General features: G+C 65.1%; 14 protein-coding genes and 8 tRNA genes. 3 read left to right on the top strand and 19 right to left on the bottom strand.

Features of this window, described 5'->3' with window-relative positions; all coding sequences use genetic code 11:
* The first annotated feature begins 12 nt into the window (after positions 1-12).
* On the top strand, positions 13-717 hold the full coding sequence (locus O0J73_RS04725) for a PP2C family serine/threonine-protein phosphatase (RefSeq protein ID WP_133933935.1): 705 nt from the start codon (positions 13-15) through the stop codon (positions 715-717).
* 65 nt (positions 718-782) lie between these two features.
* On the opposite strand, the gene dnaQ is transcribed toward O0J73_RS04725, so the two are convergent.
* The 3 genes from dnaQ to O0J73_RS04740 are packed head-to-tail and all read right to left on the bottom strand — an operon-like array spanning position 783 to position 2,628.
* Positions 783-1,514: a DNA polymerase III subunit epsilon gene (gene dnaQ / locus O0J73_RS04730; RefSeq protein WP_004154604.1), complete on the bottom strand. Its 732-nt coding sequence runs from the start codon at positions 1,512-1,514 to the stop codon at positions 783-785.
* Positions 1,515-1,518: 4 nt separating this feature from the next.
* On the bottom strand, positions 1,519-1,971 hold the full coding sequence (gene rnhA, locus O0J73_RS04735; RefSeq protein ID WP_004154603.1) for a ribonuclease HI: 453 nt from the start codon (positions 1,969-1,971) through the stop codon (positions 1,519-1,521).
* A 12-nt stretch (positions 1,972-1,983) separates the two neighbouring features.
* On the bottom strand, positions 1,984-2,628 hold the full coding sequence (locus O0J73_RS04740; RefSeq protein ID WP_004154602.1) for a hypothetical protein: 645 nt from the start codon (positions 2,626-2,628) through the stop codon (positions 1,984-1,986).
* A gap of 11 nt (positions 2,629-2,639) precedes the next feature.
* On the opposite strand from O0J73_RS04740, the gene gloB reads away from it, so the two are divergent.
* Positions 2,640-3,404: a hydroxyacylglutathione hydrolase gene (gene gloB / locus O0J73_RS04745; protein WP_308308119.1), complete on the top strand. Its 765-nt coding sequence runs from the start codon at positions 2,640-2,642 to the stop codon at positions 3,402-3,404.
* The gene (locus tag O0J73_RS04750; protein WP_308308120.1) at positions 3,401-4,600 is read left to right on the top strand and encodes a lytic transglycosylase domain-containing protein; all 1,200 of its coding nucleotides are present in this window, start codon (positions 3,401-3,403) and stop codon (positions 4,598-4,600) included. The genes gloB and O0J73_RS04750 overlap by 4 nt, the downstream gene beginning before the upstream one ends.
* Before the next feature lie 132 nt (positions 4,601-4,732).
* Here O0J73_RS04750 and O0J73_RS04755 read toward each other — a convergent pair whose 3' ends face one another.
* From O0J73_RS04755 to O0J73_RS04830, 16 genes are all read right to left on the bottom strand, one after another.
* Positions 4,733-6,688 (bottom strand): peptidyl-prolyl cis-trans isomerase, encoded by a 1,956-nt coding sequence (locus tag O0J73_RS04755; RefSeq protein ID WP_197563628.1) that lies wholly within the window; start codon positions 6,686-6,688, stop codon positions 4,733-4,735.
* 147 nt (positions 6,689-6,835) lie between these two features.
* A tRNA-Asp gene (locus O0J73_RS04760) sits at positions 6,836-6,912 on the bottom strand.
* A gap of 26 nt (positions 6,913-6,938) precedes the next feature.
* Positions 6,939-7,013, bottom strand: a tRNA-Val gene (locus tag O0J73_RS04765).
* Between the two features lie 11 nt (positions 7,014-7,024).
* On the bottom strand, positions 7,025-7,297 hold the full coding sequence (locus O0J73_RS04770) for an HU family DNA-binding protein (protein WP_004146343.1): 273 nt from the start codon (positions 7,295-7,297) through the stop codon (positions 7,025-7,027).
* Between the two features lie 217 nt (positions 7,298-7,514).
* Positions 7,515-9,962, bottom strand: a complete 2,448-nt coding sequence (gene lon, locus O0J73_RS04775) for an endopeptidase La (protein WP_308308121.1) — start codon at positions 9,960-9,962, stop codon at positions 7,515-7,517.
* A 142-nt stretch (positions 9,963-10,104) separates the two neighbouring features.
* Positions 10,105-11,394 (bottom strand): ATP-dependent Clp protease ATP-binding subunit ClpX, encoded by a 1,290-nt coding sequence (clpX, locus tag O0J73_RS04780; protein ID WP_004154600.1) that lies wholly within the window; start codon positions 11,392-11,394, stop codon positions 10,105-10,107.
* A gap of 126 nt (positions 11,395-11,520) precedes the next feature.
* Positions 11,521-12,147: an ATP-dependent Clp endopeptidase proteolytic subunit ClpP gene (gene clpP / locus O0J73_RS04785; RefSeq protein WP_004146318.1), complete on the bottom strand. Its 627-nt coding sequence runs from the start codon at positions 12,145-12,147 to the stop codon at positions 11,521-11,523.
* Positions 12,148-12,223: 76 nt separating this feature from the next.
* The gene (gene tig, locus O0J73_RS04790; RefSeq protein WP_197563632.1) at positions 12,224-13,519 is read right to left on the bottom strand and encodes a trigger factor; all 1,296 of its coding nucleotides are present in this window, start codon (positions 13,517-13,519) and stop codon (positions 12,224-12,226) included.
* 315 nt (positions 13,520-13,834) lie between these two features.
* Entirely contained in the window at positions 13,835-14,395 is a 561-nt protein-coding gene (locus O0J73_RS04795; RefSeq protein WP_308308122.1) for a hypothetical protein, read from the bottom strand.
* A gap of 159 nt (positions 14,396-14,554) precedes the next feature.
* Positions 14,555-14,639 (bottom strand) — tRNA-Leu (locus O0J73_RS04800).
* Positions 14,640-14,777: 138 nt separating this feature from the next.
* Complete coding sequence (locus tag O0J73_RS04805; RefSeq protein ID WP_308308123.1) at positions 14,778-15,146, bottom strand: hypothetical protein; 369 nt, start codon at positions 15,144-15,146, stop codon at positions 14,778-14,780.
* Positions 15,147-15,394: 248 nt separating this feature from the next.
* Positions 15,395-15,470 (bottom strand) — tRNA-Lys (locus O0J73_RS04810).
* Between the two features lie 197 nt (positions 15,471-15,667).
* Positions 15,668-15,743: transfer RNA gene (locus O0J73_RS04815), tRNA-Lys, on the bottom strand.
* A 79-nt stretch (positions 15,744-15,822) separates the two neighbouring features.
* A tRNA-His gene (locus tag O0J73_RS04820) sits at positions 15,823-15,899 on the bottom strand.
* Positions 15,900-16,073: 174 nt separating this feature from the next.
* A tRNA-Arg gene (locus O0J73_RS04825) sits at positions 16,074-16,150 on the bottom strand.
* 39 nt (positions 16,151-16,189) lie between these two features.
* Positions 16,190-16,266, bottom strand: a tRNA-Pro gene (locus tag O0J73_RS04830).
* Positions 16,267-16,285: the final 19 nt, after the last annotated feature.

Below are 16,285 nucleotides of genomic sequence, written 5' to 3' on the forward strand. Positions count from 1 at the left end.
CCCCCGCCCACCATGATCGAATTCGGACACCTCACCCACCCCGGCATGCGCCGCGAGCTCAACGAGGACACCTACTACGGTGACAGTGAGCTGGCCCTGTGGCTGGTGGCTGATGGCATGGGCGGGCACGCCTGCGGCGAAGTGGCCAGTGCGCTGGCGCGCGAGACCATCGTGCGCGAAATCCGCCGCGGCGCGCCGCTGGTGCAGGCCATCCGCACTGCCGACGAAGAGATCATCCGCGCCTCCCGGCGGCGCAACGACACCCTGCCGATGGGTACGACCGTCGTCGCCGCGCGCGTGCAGGGCAACCGTTATGAAGTGGCGTGGGTGGGCGACAGCCGTGCCTACCTGTGGCGCGATGGCCAGCTGGCCCAGCTCAGCCAGGATCACAGCGTGGTGCAGGAGCTGGTCGCGCAGGGCAACCTGACCGCCGAGCAGGCACGCGCGCATCCGCATCGCAACGTGGTCACCCAGGCCCTGGGCGTGACCGATCCGGCGCATCTGAACGTGGCCACCACCAGCGGAGAGCTGCGCCCGGGCATGCAGCTGCTGCTGTGCAGTGACGGCCTCACCGAGGAAGTGGACGACCGCGGCATCGCCCGCACCCTGGCGTTCGAGGACGCCAGCGCGCAGGAATGCGTGGATACGCTGGTCGCCGCCGCGCTCGATGGCGGCGGCCGCGACAACATCAGCGTGATCCTGGTGCGCTGCCATTAGCCGGTAGATCCACGCCATGCGCGGATGTGTCGATGCCGGCCAGTAGCCGGCACGACCGCCACGCATTACGCGCTGGCGGGCTCTTCCACCTTCGGGCCATCCCACAGCGCGTGGCCGGCCTTCTTGCGCAGCCGCTCCAGCCGCGCAGCGTGCGCCTCCAGTTCCGATGGCGTCGCCATCACCCGCGGGCGCGGCAGCAGTTTGCTGGTATCGAACGCCTGCAGCGCTGCACCTGCGCCACCGCCGTCCTCATCGCCCAGGCCGAAGCCGATCTCTTCCTGGCCCGAGGTCAGCGCGATGTAGACATCGCCAAGGATCTGCGCATCGAGCAGGCCGCCGTGCAATGCACGGTGCGAGTTGTCCACGCCCAGCCGCTTGCACAGTGCATCCAGCGAGTTGCGCTGGCCGGGGAAGCGCTCGCGCGCCATCACCAGGGTATCGATCACCGTGCAGCGGTCGGTGATCTTCCCGTACTGCGGCCCCAGCAGCGACAGCTCGTTGTCGAGGAAGCCCAGGTCGAATGCCGCGTTGTGGATGATCAGCTCGGCGCCATCGATGAACGCCAGGAACTCGTCGGCGATCTGCGCGAAATCCGGCTTGTCAGCCAGGAACTCCAGGGTCAGGCCGGTGACTTCCTGCGCGCCCTGTTCGAACTCGCAGTCCGGCTTGATGTACTGGTGGTAGTTGTTGCCGGTGGGGCGGCGCTTGAACAGCTCCACGCAGCCGATTTCAACGATGCGGTTGCCCTTCTTCCATTCCAGGCCGGTGGTTTCGGTATCGAGGATGATCTGACGCATGGGCTCAGTTTACCGGGCTCGAGTCGCGGACCTGGATGGCCGCGTTGCGTGCCAGCGTATCCACCCGTTCGTTGTCCGGGTCACCGGAGTGGCCCTTCACCCAGCGCCAGTCAATCTGGTGCCGCAGCGTGGCCGCATGCAGCCGCTCCCACAACTCGCGGTTCTTCACCGGGTCGCCACCAGCGGTCTTCCAGTTCTTGCGGATCCAGCCGGGCATCCACTGGGTCAGGCCCTGCCGCACGTACTGCGAGTCGGTGTAGAGCACGATGTTGCACGGCTCGGTCAGCGTCTCCAACCCGGAAATGGCCGCCATCAACTCCATCCGGTTGTTGGTGGTATGCGCTTCGCCACCGCTCAGTTCGCGCTCGTGGCCCTTGTAGCGCAGCAGCGCGGCCCAGCCGCCGGGGCCGGGATTGCCGAGGCAGGATCCGTCGGTGTGGATTTCGATGGTTTTCAATACAACTCCAGATCAGGTAGCAACGGTGCCATGCCAACGCACCGGCAACGGTTTCGGCCCAGGCAGGGCCAGCGTGCGTTTTTCCGCATGGAACAGGCAGGCCGCGCGCAAGGGCGCCCAGCCACCGGGACGACGGCTGCCGGCCCCCCGCCAGAGCGGGCCGAGATAACGCATATCGTCGCACTCCAGGCCATGCCGGCCGAGCAGCAGGCGGATCCGCTGCGGCGTGCGCACCACCAGCCCGTGATGGCGCCAGCGCGTGCGGTACGGACTGAACGGATTGAGGCTGCTCAGCCACAGGTGGCCGCCCGGCATCAGCACGCGCTCGCACTCGTCGAGCAGCAGGTCGGCATCGGCGGCGGTGACATGCTGCAGCACGATCGCATTGACGCTCTCGTTGGCCAGCGGCAGCGGCAACGCGCAGCGGGTATCACCGGCATAGCCGTGTCCCTGCCGGTGCAGTCGCAGGCCGCGCCCGCCCAGCTGTGCGTCGTCCAGCCAGGCCGCACTCGGCGCGATCCACAACCAGGGCTGGGACGGCAACACCGACAGCTGCGGCAGCAGCAATTGCCGCTCCAGCACGCGCAACGCCGCCGCCGGTTCACTGTCGAACCACGGGGTCTGGCTCGCTTGACGGGTGCTCTGCAGCGCGGGCATGGTCCAATTCTATGCGACTGACTGCCCTGCCCGCATTTGCGGATAACTACATCTGGACGCTGATCGACGACGATGGCGCCGCCGTGGTCGTCGACCCCGGCGATGCTGCGCCGGTGCTCGCGCTGGCCGATCAGGGCCTGCGCGTGGACACGATCCTGCTCACCCACCACCACGACGACCACATCGGTGGCGTGCCGGCGCTGCAGGCCCGTTTTCCCGGCGTGCGGGTGATCGCGCCCGTGGAGGAGCGCATCCCCACGGCCACCGAACGGGTCGCTGAAGGTGAACGCGTTCAGGCAATGGGCCGGATGTTCCACGTACTATCCGTGCCCGGGCATACCCGCAGCCACATCGCGTTTCACACTGCTGAACATCTTTTCAGCGGAGATTCGTTGTTCAGCCTGGGCTGTGGACGTCTGTTCGAAGGTACGCCGTCCCAGCTTCTGGCATCGATGCGCAAGCTGGGTACCTTGCCCGCGCAACTGCTGCTTTGTTGCGCCCACGAGTACACCGTGTCAAATGCCGTCTTCGCGCGGCATGTCGACCCCGCCAACGCTGCCCTGTGGCAGCGCCAAGAGGAGGCTTTGGCCATGCGCCGCGATGACCGTTCCACCCTGCCGGTAACCCTGGCCAACGAATTCGACTGCAATCCCTTCCTGCGTGTGCACACGGCGCCGATTCGTGAGTCGGTATCGGCACACCTGGGCCGTGACGTCGTGGACGACGTCGACGTGATGGCCGGTCTCCGGCATTGGAAAGACGGCTTCCGCGCATGATGCGCCGAAGTCTGCCGCTGGCCCTGGGCCTTGCCCTGGGGCTGGCCGGAACCGCGGGCGCTCAGTCGCTGGGCGCCGGCATCAGCCAGAACCTGACGGCTGCGGCAGCGCTGCCGCTGGACCCGTCCACGCTTCCGGCCGCCTCGGTGCGCAATGGCCAGGAGATCTTCACCAGCTTCCGCGACGGCCTGGCCGAGCCGCGCTGTGACGCCGAGGCCACCAGCCCGCGCTGGCAGAAGCAGTTCGCCCATGCCCCGTCGCGCCTGGCCAACCAGGATGACGATGCACTGGTGCTGTTCGGCTACGTGGTCGAAGAGCTGCGCAAGGCGAACCTGCCCACCGAATTCGCGCTGATTCCCTTCGTCGAAAGCGGCTACCGGCCCAATGCCCGCAATGGCAGCGGCCCGACCGGCCTGTGGCAGTTCATCGCCACCACCGCGCGCAACCACCGCGTGCCGATGGCCAACGGCTACGACGGCCGCCTGTCGGCGGTCGATTCGACCCAGGCCGCGGTGCGCTACCTGAAGACCCTGCACGGCATGTTCGGCGGCGACTGGCGCCTGGCCACCATGGCCTACAACGCCGGCGAGTACCGCGTGCTGCAGTCCATGCGCAAGGCCGGCATGAATGCGCAGAACGCCACGCCTTCGGCCCTGCCCGGCCTGTCACCGGTCACCCATGCCTACGTCGAGAAGCTGCATGCCCTGGCCTGCGTGCTGGAAGACGTGGAAGACCAGCCCGGCGTGATGGCCTCGCTGGACCGCACCGTGCCGGTGCTGAAGGACCACACCCTGCCGGCCGGCACCAGCGTCCAGCAGTGGGCCGCACAGCGCGCCCTGGACCCGGCGAAGATCGCCCGCCTCAACCCCGCGCTGGCAACGGGTGGCCGCGCTGCCGGCACCACCCGCGTGCTGGCTCCCGTCTCGGCCGCCAATGCGACGGTCACGGAGGCGGCGAGCGCCCTGGTCGCCAGCGCGGCCCCGGCGGCCACTGCTGTGCCCACGCCGACGGTCGCCAGGACCGTTGCCGCAATCGCCGACCGCCCGCGCAGCCGCCGCCACACCGTGCGTGATGGCGAGTCGGCCTGGACCATCGCCCGCCGCTACGGCATGCCGGTGAAGGCCCTGCTGTCGCTGAACGGGCTGAGCGGCAGCAGCGTGCTGAAGCCGGGCGCTGTACTGCGCGTCGAAGACTGACGCACGCCAACCCGGCAGAAGGCGGTCGAGCAAGCTCGACCACTACCAAAGCCCTAACGCGCCAAAGACGACGCGCAGCCACAAAAAAGGCCCGGCAATGCCGGGCCTTTTCGTTCCTGCTCGCCGCGGGGCTTACAGGTTGGCTTCGGTGGTCTGGACCACGAACTTCTTGCGCATCGCTTCGACGTAGGCCTTGGCCGCGGCCATGCCATCGATCTGGCTCAGCTGGTCCTTCAGCTGCTTCTGCTGCTCGGCGGTCACTTCCTTGATGTCGCCCGGGTTGATCTTGTTCACCGCGAACAGCAGCGCGTGGCCGTTCACGTCAACCTTGCCGTAGCTCGGCTTGCCATTGACCGGCGCCGGCGCACTGAAGATCGCGCGGTGGATGTCCGGGGTCGGCACCGGCTGGCTGCGCGGCAGGCCCGGCATCGGGCTCAGCTGCAGCTTCTCGCTGGCCGCCAGCGACTGCAGGGTGGCGCCGCCCTTCAGCTTGGCCAGCACAGCGTCAGCAGCCTTGTCGCTGGCCTGGCGCTGGCGATCGGCGCGGATCGCGGCGATCACCTGCTCGCGGGCCTTGTCCAGCGGCATCGCCTGCTCCGGCGTATGCGCGGAGACGCGGATGACCACACTGTGGTTGCTGGCGCCGCCCAGAGCGATCGGGTCGCTGGCGGTGCCGTCCTGTACCAGCACGTCGGAGAAGGCAGCGCGCAGCACCGCCGGATCAGCGGCGATGCCGCTGGCGGTAGCGCGGGTGATCGGGCCCAGGGTCTGCAGCGGCAGCTTCACTTCCTTGGCGGCAGCCGCCAGATCGCTCGGGCTCTTGTTGATGGCATCAACCAGGCGGCCAGCCAGCTCGTTGAAACCGCGCTCGCCGTCGGCCTTCAGCTGCTCGGCGGCCAGCGTGTCACGCACTTCCTCGAACGACTTGCCCTGGCCACCGCGCACGGCGGCCACCTTGATGATGTGGTAACCGAAGTCGGTCTTGACCGGGCCGATCACGTCGCCGGCCTTGGCGGCGAACAGGGCGTCTTCGAACGGCTTCACCATCGCGCCACGCTCGACCCAACCCAGGTCACCGCCCTGCGCCTTCGAACCCGGATCTTCCGAATTGGCCTTGGCCAGCGCGGCGAAGTCGGCACCAGCGGCCTTCGCTTCGGCAGCGATCTTGTTCGCCTTGGCTTCGGCACCGTCGCCGGTGATCAGGATGTGGGCGGCCTGGCGCTGCTCCGGCGAGGTGAACTTCGCCTTCTCATCTTCATAGCGCTTGCGCAGGGTCGCTTCGTCGGCCGCGGCCGGTGCCGGCAGGTTGGCGCCGTTGATCTCGACATACTCCAGCGAGACGCTCTCGGCCTGGCGGAAATCCTTGCCGTGGCTGTCATACCACTGCTTGATCTGCGCATCGGTGACCGGCGCGGTATCGGCCGGCACTTCAGGCAGAGCGGCCAGCTCGACGTCACGGGTCTCGCCCAGCAGCTTCAGCAGGCGCTCGGTCTCGGACTGGGTGACGAAACCGGAGTTCTGCAGGCCCGACGGAATCACCGACTGCTGCAGGCTCTCACGCACCAGTTCCTGGAACTGGGTCGGGGTACGCGGCGGATTGCCACCGGCCAGCGCCAGGCGGTAGTTGTTCTCGTTGAACTTGCCGTTCGAATCGAGGAAGGCCGGGATGGTGGCGATGTACTCGCGCACCGCACCATCGCCGATCACGACGCCGGCCTGCTCACCCACCAGGCGCACGACCTGCTCGTCGATCAGCTGGTCCAGCACGGCCAGCTTGTTTTCGGTGCTTTCGAACGCGCGCGGGTCGAAGTTCTCGCCCTGCTGCTGGCGCTCGCGCATGCGTTCCTGTTCGAAACGGGTGCGGAAATCCTGCGCGCTGATCTCGTGGTGCTGCCACATCATGCGCACCGGCCACCACGACGGCGCCGAACGCCACCAGGTCGGAGGTGCGGAAACCCTGGCCACGTTCTGAGCGCCAACGCCACCGAGGTAGCTGTTGTCGATCACGAACAGGAACGGAATCATCAGCAGCCCCAGGATCACGGTGACGATCCAGCCTGAGGTCTTGTCGCGGAGTTTCTGCAGCATGGTGAGGAATCACAAGGCCTGATTGGCGAGCCCGGCAGTGTAACCCGCTTCGCCGCAGGGACCAAAAGCAGCACCGGCGCGGCCTGCGCGCCTCTTCGCGAGCACACAAAGAAAAAGCCCCCGGCGTGTGCCGAGGGCTTTTAGAGTTGGCGGAGCGGACGGGACTCGAACCCGCGACCTCCGGCGTGACAGGCCAGCATTCTAACCAGCTGAACTACCGCTCCACACTCAAACTTTTACCGCGGTGCTGTGGTGGGTGCTGAGGGTTTCGAACCCCCGACCCTCTCCGTGTAAAGGAGACGCTCTACCGCTGAGCTAAGCACCCCAGCGAGCCGCTTAGTTTACAGCATCCTTCAGGGCCTTGCCAGCCTTGAACGACGGATTCTTCGAAGCAGCGATCTTGATGGTGTCGCCGGTCTTCGGGTTGCGGCCGGTGCGGGCAGCACGGTCGCGGACCTGGAAGGTACCGAAGCCAACCAGGGTGACCGCATCGCCGTCCTTCAGCGCCTTGGTGACGGCAGCAACGACGGCATCGACAGCGCGGCTGGACTCGGCCTTGGTCAGGTCGGCAGCTTCAGCAACGGCATCGATCAATTCGGTCTTGTTCATTCTCTACAACTCCTTTGGCGGTGGGTTCCGCTTATTCGACAGGGAAGCAACCGCACGCCTTCTGCATGCGGCCGCCATGTGGAAACGGTTCGCCGATTCAGTCATCGCTGACAGCGATCACTCATTCGCGAGTGCTGCTTTTATACCAGTGGCCCTACCCCCACGCAAGCTGGAAAGCCAGCAACGACGCGGGTTTCGGGCCATCGGACAGCGCGCGTCAATGCTTGACGCGCGCGCTTCCACTCGGTTTGGCCTTGCCGCGCACCGTGACACGCTGCGCACTCTTGCGTGCCTTCTTGGGTGCCAACGGACGTTCAAGCGCCAGGTCCAGGACTTCTTCGATGTACTTCACCGGCACGATCTTCAGATCGCGGGTGACGTTGGCCGGGATGTCGGCCAGGTCCTTGCGGTTCTCTTCCGGAATGATGACCGTGCGGATGCCGCCGCGCAGCGCAGCCAGCAGCTTTTCCTTCAGGCCACCAATGGCGGTGACGCGACCGCGCAGGGTGATCTCGCCGGTCATCGCCACGTCGGCACGCACCGGCACCTTGGTCAGCATCGACACCAGCGAGGTGACCATCGCCGCACCGGCACTCGGGCCGTCCTTCGGCGTGGCACCGTCCGGCACGTGCAGGTGCACGTCGTGCTTCTGCAGGAAGTCGCTGTCGATGCCGAAGCCGACCGCGCGCGAGCGCACCACCGACAACGCCGCCGACGCCGATTCCTTCATCACGTTGCCGAGCTGTCCGGTCAGGATCAGCTGGCCCTTGCCCGGCACCAGCGTCGATTCGATCTGCAGCAGATCGCCACCGACTTCGGTCCAGGCCAGGCCGGTGACCAGGCCGATCTCGTTTTCTTCCTCGGCACGGCCGAAGTCGAAGCGGCGCACGCCCAGGTACTTGTCCAGGTTCTTGCTGGACACGCTCACCAGCGCCTTCTTCTTCGTACCCTTCTTCGCCTTCACCGGCTGCGGGCCGGCCAGCGCGATCTCCTTCACCACCTTGCGGCAGATCTTGGCGATCTCGCGTTCCAGGTTGCGCACGCCCGATTCGCGCGTGTAGTAGCGCACGATGTCCTGGATCGCATCGCTGCCGATCTCCAGTTCTTCCGGCTGCAGGCCGTTGGCCTTGATCTGCTTCGGCACCAGGTAACGCGTGGCGATGTTGAGCTTCTCATCCTCGGTGTAACCGGGGATACGGATCACTTCCATGCGGTCCAGCAGCGGACCCGGGATGTTCAGCGAGTTCGACGTCGCTACGAACATCACTTCGGACAGGTCCAGGTCCACTTCCAGGTAGTGGTCGTTGAACGCGTTGTTCTGCTCCGGGTCGAGCACTTCCAGCAGCGCCGAAGACGGGTCGCCGCGGAAATCCATCGACATCTTGTCGATCTCGTCGAGCACGAACAGCGGGTTCTTGCTGCCGACCTTGTTGAGGTTCTGCACGATGCGGCCCGGCATCGAACCCACATAGGTACGGCGATGGCCACGGATCTCGGCTTCATCGCGCACGCCGCCCAGCGACATGCGCACGAACTTGCGGTTGGTGGCCTTGGCGATGGACTGGCCCAGCGAGGTCTTGCCCACGCCCGGCGGCCCGACCAGGCACAGGATCGGGCCCTTCATCTGCTTCACGCGCGACTGCACCGCCAGGTATTCAAGGATGCGTTCCTTGACCTTCTCCAGGCCGTAGTGATCGGCATCGAGGGTGTCCTGCGCAGCCTTCAGGTCCTTGCGCACCTTGCTGCGCTTCTTCCACGGCACGCCCAGCAGCCACTCCAGGTAGTTGCGCACGACCGCCGCTTCGGCCGACATCGGCGACATCTGCTTGAGCTTGTTCAGTTCGTTGCGCGCCTTGGCTTCAACGGCCTTCGGCATGCCGGCTTCGGCGATCTTGCGGGCCAGCTCTTCCAGCTCGCCCGGCGCGTCGTCCAGGTCACCCAGTTCCTTCTGGATGGCCTTCATCTGTTCGTTGAGGTAGTACTCGCGCTGGCTCTTCTCCATCTGCGACTTCACGCGGCCGCGGATGCGCTTCTCCATCTGCTGCACATCGATCTCGCCATCGACCAGACCGACCAGCATCTCCAGGCGGTCGCTCACGGCCAGCGTTTCCAGCAGGCGCTGCTTGTCGGCCAGGCGCACGCTGATGTGCGCAGCGATGGTGTCGGCCAGGCGGGCCGGCTCGTCGATGCCCGACAGCGTCTGCAGCAGCTCCGGCGGCAGCTTGCGGTTGGTCTTGACGTACTGCTCGAACAGCGACATCAGCGAGCGCGCAATCGCCTCGACCTCGCGGGCTTCGCGCTCGTCGGTGGTATCGATCTCCACGGCCTGGCCGTGCAGCGAGCCGTTGCGCTCGTCGACGTGGGTGACCTGCACCCGCGACAGGCCTTCCACCAGCACCTTGATGGTGCCGTCGGGCAGCTTCAGCAGCTGCAGCACCTGCGCCAGCGTACCGACCTGGTAGAGGTCGGCCGCATGCGGGTCGTCGGTCTCGGCCGACTTCTGCGCCAGCAGCAGGATGCGCTTGTCCGCTTCCATTGCCTGTTCGAGCGCGTGCATGGACTTGTCACGGCCGACGAACAGCGGGATGACCATGTGCGGGAACACCACTACGTCGCGCAGCGGCAGGACCGGCAGGTCGAGGGTTTCACTTGGGGAACGGGCCATGGGGGCTCCAGGGAAGGGGAAAACCGCCTCCGGGAGGGCATCTTCCGGAGACAAAAAAAGCCGATGGCCCCGTTATGGGGCCATCGGCTTTCAGATGCAAGGCATTCCTTGAAAATCCTTTCCAATCAACAACCTGGAAGGATCACTCGGCGCCTGCGGCCTTCTGTTCAGGGGCCGCCGGGGTCTGGTAGATCAGGTACGGCTCGGACTTGTGCTCGATCACCGACTCGTCCACCACCACCTTGCTGACGTTTTCCTGCGAGGGAAGGTCGTACATGGTGTCCAGCAGGACCGATTCGACGATGGTGCGCAGGCCGCGGGCGCCGGTCTTGCGCTTGAGCGCCTTCCTGGCGATGGCCGACAGCGCGTCCGGACGGAACTCCAGCTCGACGTTCTCCATCTCGAACAGCTTCTTGAACTGCTTGGTGATGGCGTTCTTCGGCTCGGTCAGGATCTTGATCAGGGCCGGCTCGTCCAGCTCTTCCAGGGTCGCCACCACCGGCAGGCGGCCGACGAACTCGGGAATCAGGCCAAACTTGATCAGGTCTTCCGGCTCGACTTCGGCCAGCACCTTGCCCACTTCCTGCTTGCGCTCGCTGCTCTTGACCTTGGCGCCGAAGCCGATGCTGCCGACGTCGGTGGAACGGGCCTGGATCACCTTGTCCAGCCCGGCGAACGCGCCGCCGCAGATGAACAGGATGTTCTTGGTGTCCACCTGCAGGAATTCCTGCTGCGGATGCTTGCGGCCGCCCTGCGGCGGAACGCTGGCCACGGTGCCTTCGATCAGCTTCAGCAGGGCCTGCTGCACGCCTTCGCCGGACACATCGCGGGTGATCGACGGGTTCTCGCTCTTGCGCGAGATCTTGTCGATCTCATCGATGTAGACGATGCCCTGCTGCGCCTTCTCGACGTCGTAGTCGCACTTCTGCAGCAGCTTCTGGATGATGTTCTCCACGTCCTCGCCCACGTAACCGGCTTCGGTCAGCGTGGTGGCGTCGGCCATGGTGAACGGCACGTTGAGCAGGCGGGCCAGGGTCTCGGCCAGCAGCGTCTTGCCCGAACCGGTCGGGCCGACCAGCAGGATGTTCGACTTCGCCAGCTCGACGTCGTCGTTCTTCTGCCGGCTCTCGATGCGCTTGTAGTGGTTGTACACGGCCACGGCCAGGGTGCGCTTGGCACGGTTCTGGCCGATCACGTACTGGTCGAGAACCTCGAGGATCTCGCGCGGCTTGGGCAGCGAACTGCGCGCCGACTGCGCCTTTTCCTCGAGTTCCTCACGGATGATGTCGTTGCACAGCTCCACGCACTCATCGCAGATGAATACGCTCGGACCCGCAATCAGCTTGCGCACTTCATGCTGGCTCTTGCCGCAGAAAGAGCAGTAGAGGATCTTGCCGGTGTCCGTGGAACGACCTTGGCGGTCTTCGCTCATGCTTCGCTTACCCAGTTACCCCACCCGCTGAACGGGGGTTCGATTCGAGAATAGCACAGGGCCGGAGGGACACCAGTCCCGCCCGACCCTGCAGGAACGGGGCCTGCCGGGCCCCGTGAAGGCCGGTCAACCGGCCTGGATCGACTCATCCGGACGACGCTCCAGGACCTGGTCGACCAGACCATAGGCCTGCGCTTCGAAGGCGCTCTTGAAGTTGTCGCGCTCGGTGTCGCGGGCGATCGTCTCCAGCGACTGGCCGGTGTGCTTGGCCAGCACCTCGTTCAGGCGCGAGCGCAGGGTCAGGATCTCACGCGCATGGATGTCGATGTCGGTGGCCTGGCCCTGGTAGCCGCCCAGCGGCTGGTGGATCATCACGCGCGAATTCGGCAGCGCGTAGCGCTTGCCGGCTTCACCGGCAGCCAGCAGCAGGGCGCCCATCGAGGCTGCCTGGCCGATGCAGGTGGTGCTCACATTCGGCTTGATGTACTGCATGGTGTCGTAGATCGCCATGCCGGCGGTGACTACGCCACCCGGCGAGTTGATGTAGATGTTGATGTCCTTTTCCGGGTTTTCCGATTCCAGGAACAGCAACTGCGCCACCACCACGTTGGCCATGTGATCGTCGATCGGGCCCACGAGGAAGATCAGGCGCTCCTTCAACAGGCGCGAATAGATGTCGTAGGCACGCTCGCCGCGGCTGGTCTGCTCGACCACCATCGGAACCAGGTTCAGGGCTTTGGTTCGGTTGTCCATTACGTGAGGTACCTATCTTGGGGGGAAACAACCCCGCGCCGGCAACGGCGCGGGGCATTCGGTGATCCGCCCGGGCTTACTGGCGGATCGCGTCCTGGAACGACAGCTTTTCTTCGGTGTGCTGGGCACGCTCGGCGATCCAGTCGATCACCTGCTCTTCCATCACGCGGTTCTGCAGGCCAGACATCAGCTGGGGGTCGTTGCGGTACATCTCAATGACCTGCTCCGGCTCTTCATAGGTCGAAGCGATCAGGCGCATCGTTTCGTTCAGGCGCTTGGCTTCCAGGCGCAGGTCGTTGGTGCGGGCCACTTCACCGACCAGCAGGCCGACCAGCACGCGCTTGGCGGCGGCGTCCTTGAAGCCTTCATGGGCATCGGCCGGGATCTCACCGACGTTCTGGCCGTTGCGGCGGATCTGCTCGACCTGCTGGGCCAGCATGGCGCGGGCCTCGTTCTCGACCAGCCGCGGCGGCATTTCCACCGAGGCGTAGGCGGCGATCAGCTGCTCGCCCACTTCGCGGCGCAGGCGGTTCATCAGCGCGCCCTTCAGCTCGCGCTCCAGGTTGGCACGGATGTCGCTGCGGAACTGCTCGACGTCACCGCCCTTCACGCCGAAGCTCTTGATGAAGGCTTCGTCGACCGCCGGCACGACCGGCTCGGACACTTCGGCAACCTTGACGGTGACCTGCACGGTCTTGCCGGCCAGCACCGGCACGCGCCAGTCAGCCGGGAACTCGACGTCCAGGGTCTTTTCTTCACCCTTGGCCACGCCGACCAGGCCCTTCTCGATGGTGTCGAACATCATGCCCTGGCCGAGCACGATCGAACCCTTCTCGGTGCCTTCTGCCGGCAGGCGCTCTTCGCCGGCCTGCGACCAGGTTTCCACGGCGACCAGGTCGCCGTCCTGCGCGCCACGGCTGACCGGGGCCCAGGTACGACGCTGGTTCTGCAGGTTCTCGATCATCTGGTCGATGTCGGCGTCGGTGATTTCGGCGCTGTGGCGCACCACGGTCAGCTTGCTGACGTCGATGTCGCCGAAGTCCGGCACCACTTCCACGGTGGCCACGAACGAGAACTCACCCTCGTCGCCCTTGTCGATGCGCGGGCTGCCGACGATGCGCAGGTCGTGCTCACGCACGGCGGCATCGAAGGTTTCGCGCAGCAGGCCGTCCAGCGCTTCGCCACGGACCTGCGCGCCGAAGCGCTGCTCGATCACCTTGGCCGGCACCTTGCCCGGACGGAAACCCTTGATGCGGGTGGTACGGGCGATTTCGCCCAGGCGGCCGACGATGTGGCTCTGCAGACGGTCTTCCGGCAGCGAGAAGCTCAGGCGGCGTTCCAGGTTGCCGGTGGATTCGATCGAAGCTTGCATGTTGACTCCTGCCACCGGTGGCCCAGGCCCCCGGCTCGATGATTGGGATGAAACGGTTGTAAGGACACGGCGTCTGGGACGCGCCTGCTTGCCGCAGCCCTTTAGTTTCGCCCAATTCGGCCTGCACTGCCAGCGCGTGCCGGTCAAGGGGGCCCGAACCAAGGTCGAGGCCCCCTCATCATCCGTACCGGGCAGATCTATCCACCCCCGTTCAGGAGGATCGGACGACCCGATGCGGGCGCCATCCCACCCGGCAATGCCCAAAGAAAAGGGCGCCAACGGCGCCCTTTTCCTCATTGCGCAACGGCGTCGCCGTCAGAGCACCTGGCAGTCCTTGGACATCGGCGTCTTGGCGACATCACCGCCACCGGTGCAGACCAGATTCACCGCCTGGCCCTTCTTCAGGCCGCCGATTACGTCCAGCTGGGCCTGGCTGAACGAGAACTGCGGATCCAGGAACAGGCCCGTGCGCAGGGTCACGTACGGATTGCCCATCAGATCGGTGTTGATCGAGTCCACCGTGCCCGAAACACGGAAACGCTTGCCCTTGAACTGCTGGTCGGCGGCAACCGTGTTTTCTTCGTAGGCCTTGGCCAGCTCTGCAGCAGTCACCTGCGGCAACGCATCGAGCGCCGCGCGCTCTTCATCGAGCTTCTTCTGCTCGGCTTCGGCCTTGGCGCGCTCCTTGGAAGCCTCGGCGTCGGCCTTGGCCTGCTCCTTGGCGGCGGCAGCTTCAGTACGCTGCTGTTCACGCGCAGCGGCCTCGGCTTCACGCTGCTCCGGCGACTTGTTGGCATTGATCACCATGCCAAGCACCATCAGAGCGACGAACAGACCGACGATCGCAATGATCGCCCACTTCAGGAACTTCTTCATCAATCCCCCCTTCCTTGTTGTAAGCGCAGCAATTCCGGCCACGCAATGCGGTCAGCAAGTATAACGTCCATGTGAAGATCGTCGAGCAGCAATTGGCGGCCCGCCCTTCGCAGGCCGTGTTGCTGGGGGATCACTGGCCGGCCTTGGATACACCGATGCTGGTGCGAAAGGGGGGACTCGAACCCCCACGCCTTGCGGCACTGGAACCTAAATCCAGGGCGTCTACCAATTCCGCCACTTTCGCGTGGCCGGCACAGGCGTTCATTGTCGCAGGCGATGACGGGAAGCGGAAGGCCTGCACAAAACTGAATATAGAGACTTGCGTACAGCCCGCGCGTCCGGACTGCCCCGGCGAGCGCCAGCTCATCCGGGGCGGCGGGGTTCAGGGCTGCGACCCGGCCTTGGCCGGCGCCGAATCGGCACCCTGCCCGGCCGCAGCATCCACCCTGCGGATCTCCACGCCCCCGTCGTCGGTGCGCCGCAGGGCCACCGACTCCGGCGTGGCCCTGCGCACATCCACCGAACCATCCGCATTGCGCTGCACGTCCACCGCGTCGGGCAGGGCCTCCCCTTCCGCAGGCTGAGCCGGCTGCATCTGCATGGCCTCACCGACCGGGCGCGCCGGAGTGCTGTCCGTGCCAGCATCGCGTTCGACGGTCTGCGCGGGATCATTGGCCGGCGCGCAGGCAGCCAGCGCCATCAACGCGAAGGGAACCCACAGCGTGCGGTGCAATCGATTGATATCAGCCATCAACATCTTCCTTCGTGCATGCGCCATCGGCGCGGAAGATGCATTGGGTGCGATACAGGGCGCGATGCGGTGAGAAGCAGCGCACGGCATTGATAACACTGATGACGCGTATGCCCCTGATTTCAGCATCGCTTCAGTGGATCCACGCCATGCCTGGATGACGTGCGGCCGGGCGTGCAGGCATCCGCATGCTCAACCCGGCGCACAGGCAAGAAAAAAGCCACTTGGCGAACCAAGTGGCTTTCGTCTGGTGGGCTGTCAAGGATTCGAACCTTGGACCTATTGATTAAGAGTCAACTGCTCTACCAACTGAGCTAACAGCCCGAAATCGGGGCGCGAATTATGACCCGATCCGCTCGGTGGGTGCAAGCGCTTTCTTCAACATCGTTGAAACCAGCACTGCGATCCCGCTTCTGCCGCACGCCCCTGAAAAAAAGGGCTCTGCTGCACGTGATCCATCAAAACGAAGGAGTCACACTAATAAGAAAAAAGCCACCTGGCGCACCAGGTGGCTTCTGTCTTGGTGGGCCGTCAAGGATTCGAACCTTGGACCTATTGATTAAGAGTCAACTGCTCTACCAACTGAGCTAACGGCCCGTGAAACTCAGACGCACATTGTAGCGTGCTTTCTGTTTATTGCAATACCGTTTCGGCCATGCCGATGCGGTTGAATCAGTGGGGTGGCTGAGGGGATTCGAACCCCCGACCACCGGAATCACAATCCGGTACTCTAACCAACTGAGCTACAGCCACCACTGAAACTTTCGCTCCCCCGCCGATACCACTGGCACGGGAACTTCAAACCTTTGCCTGGAGACTGTCACCGAAGTTCCGGTCCGCCGAAGCGAGTCCGATATTCTGGTGGAGTCTTTGCGCGTTTGCAAGCACTTCTTCACATCTGTCGATACGATCCCGGTGCCTCGCCGATGGCGCGCCCGACAGGAATCGAACCTGTAACCGCCGGCTTAGAAGGCCGGTGCTCTATCCAGTTGAGCTACGGGCGCCCGAACCGGAACGATGTCCAATCCGACGTGGCGTGGGATTGGTCGGGGTAGAGGGATTCGAACCCCCGACATCCTGCTCCCAAAGCAGGCGCGCTACCAGACTGCGCTATACCCCGGTCTTGCAATCCCCTCGGG

It is taken from the genome of Stenotrophomonas sp. Sm6012 (genome assembly GCF_030985895.1).
Taxonomy (GTDB): Bacteria; Pseudomonadota; Gammaproteobacteria; order Xanthomonadales; family Xanthomonadaceae; genus Stenotrophomonas; species Stenotrophomonas forensis.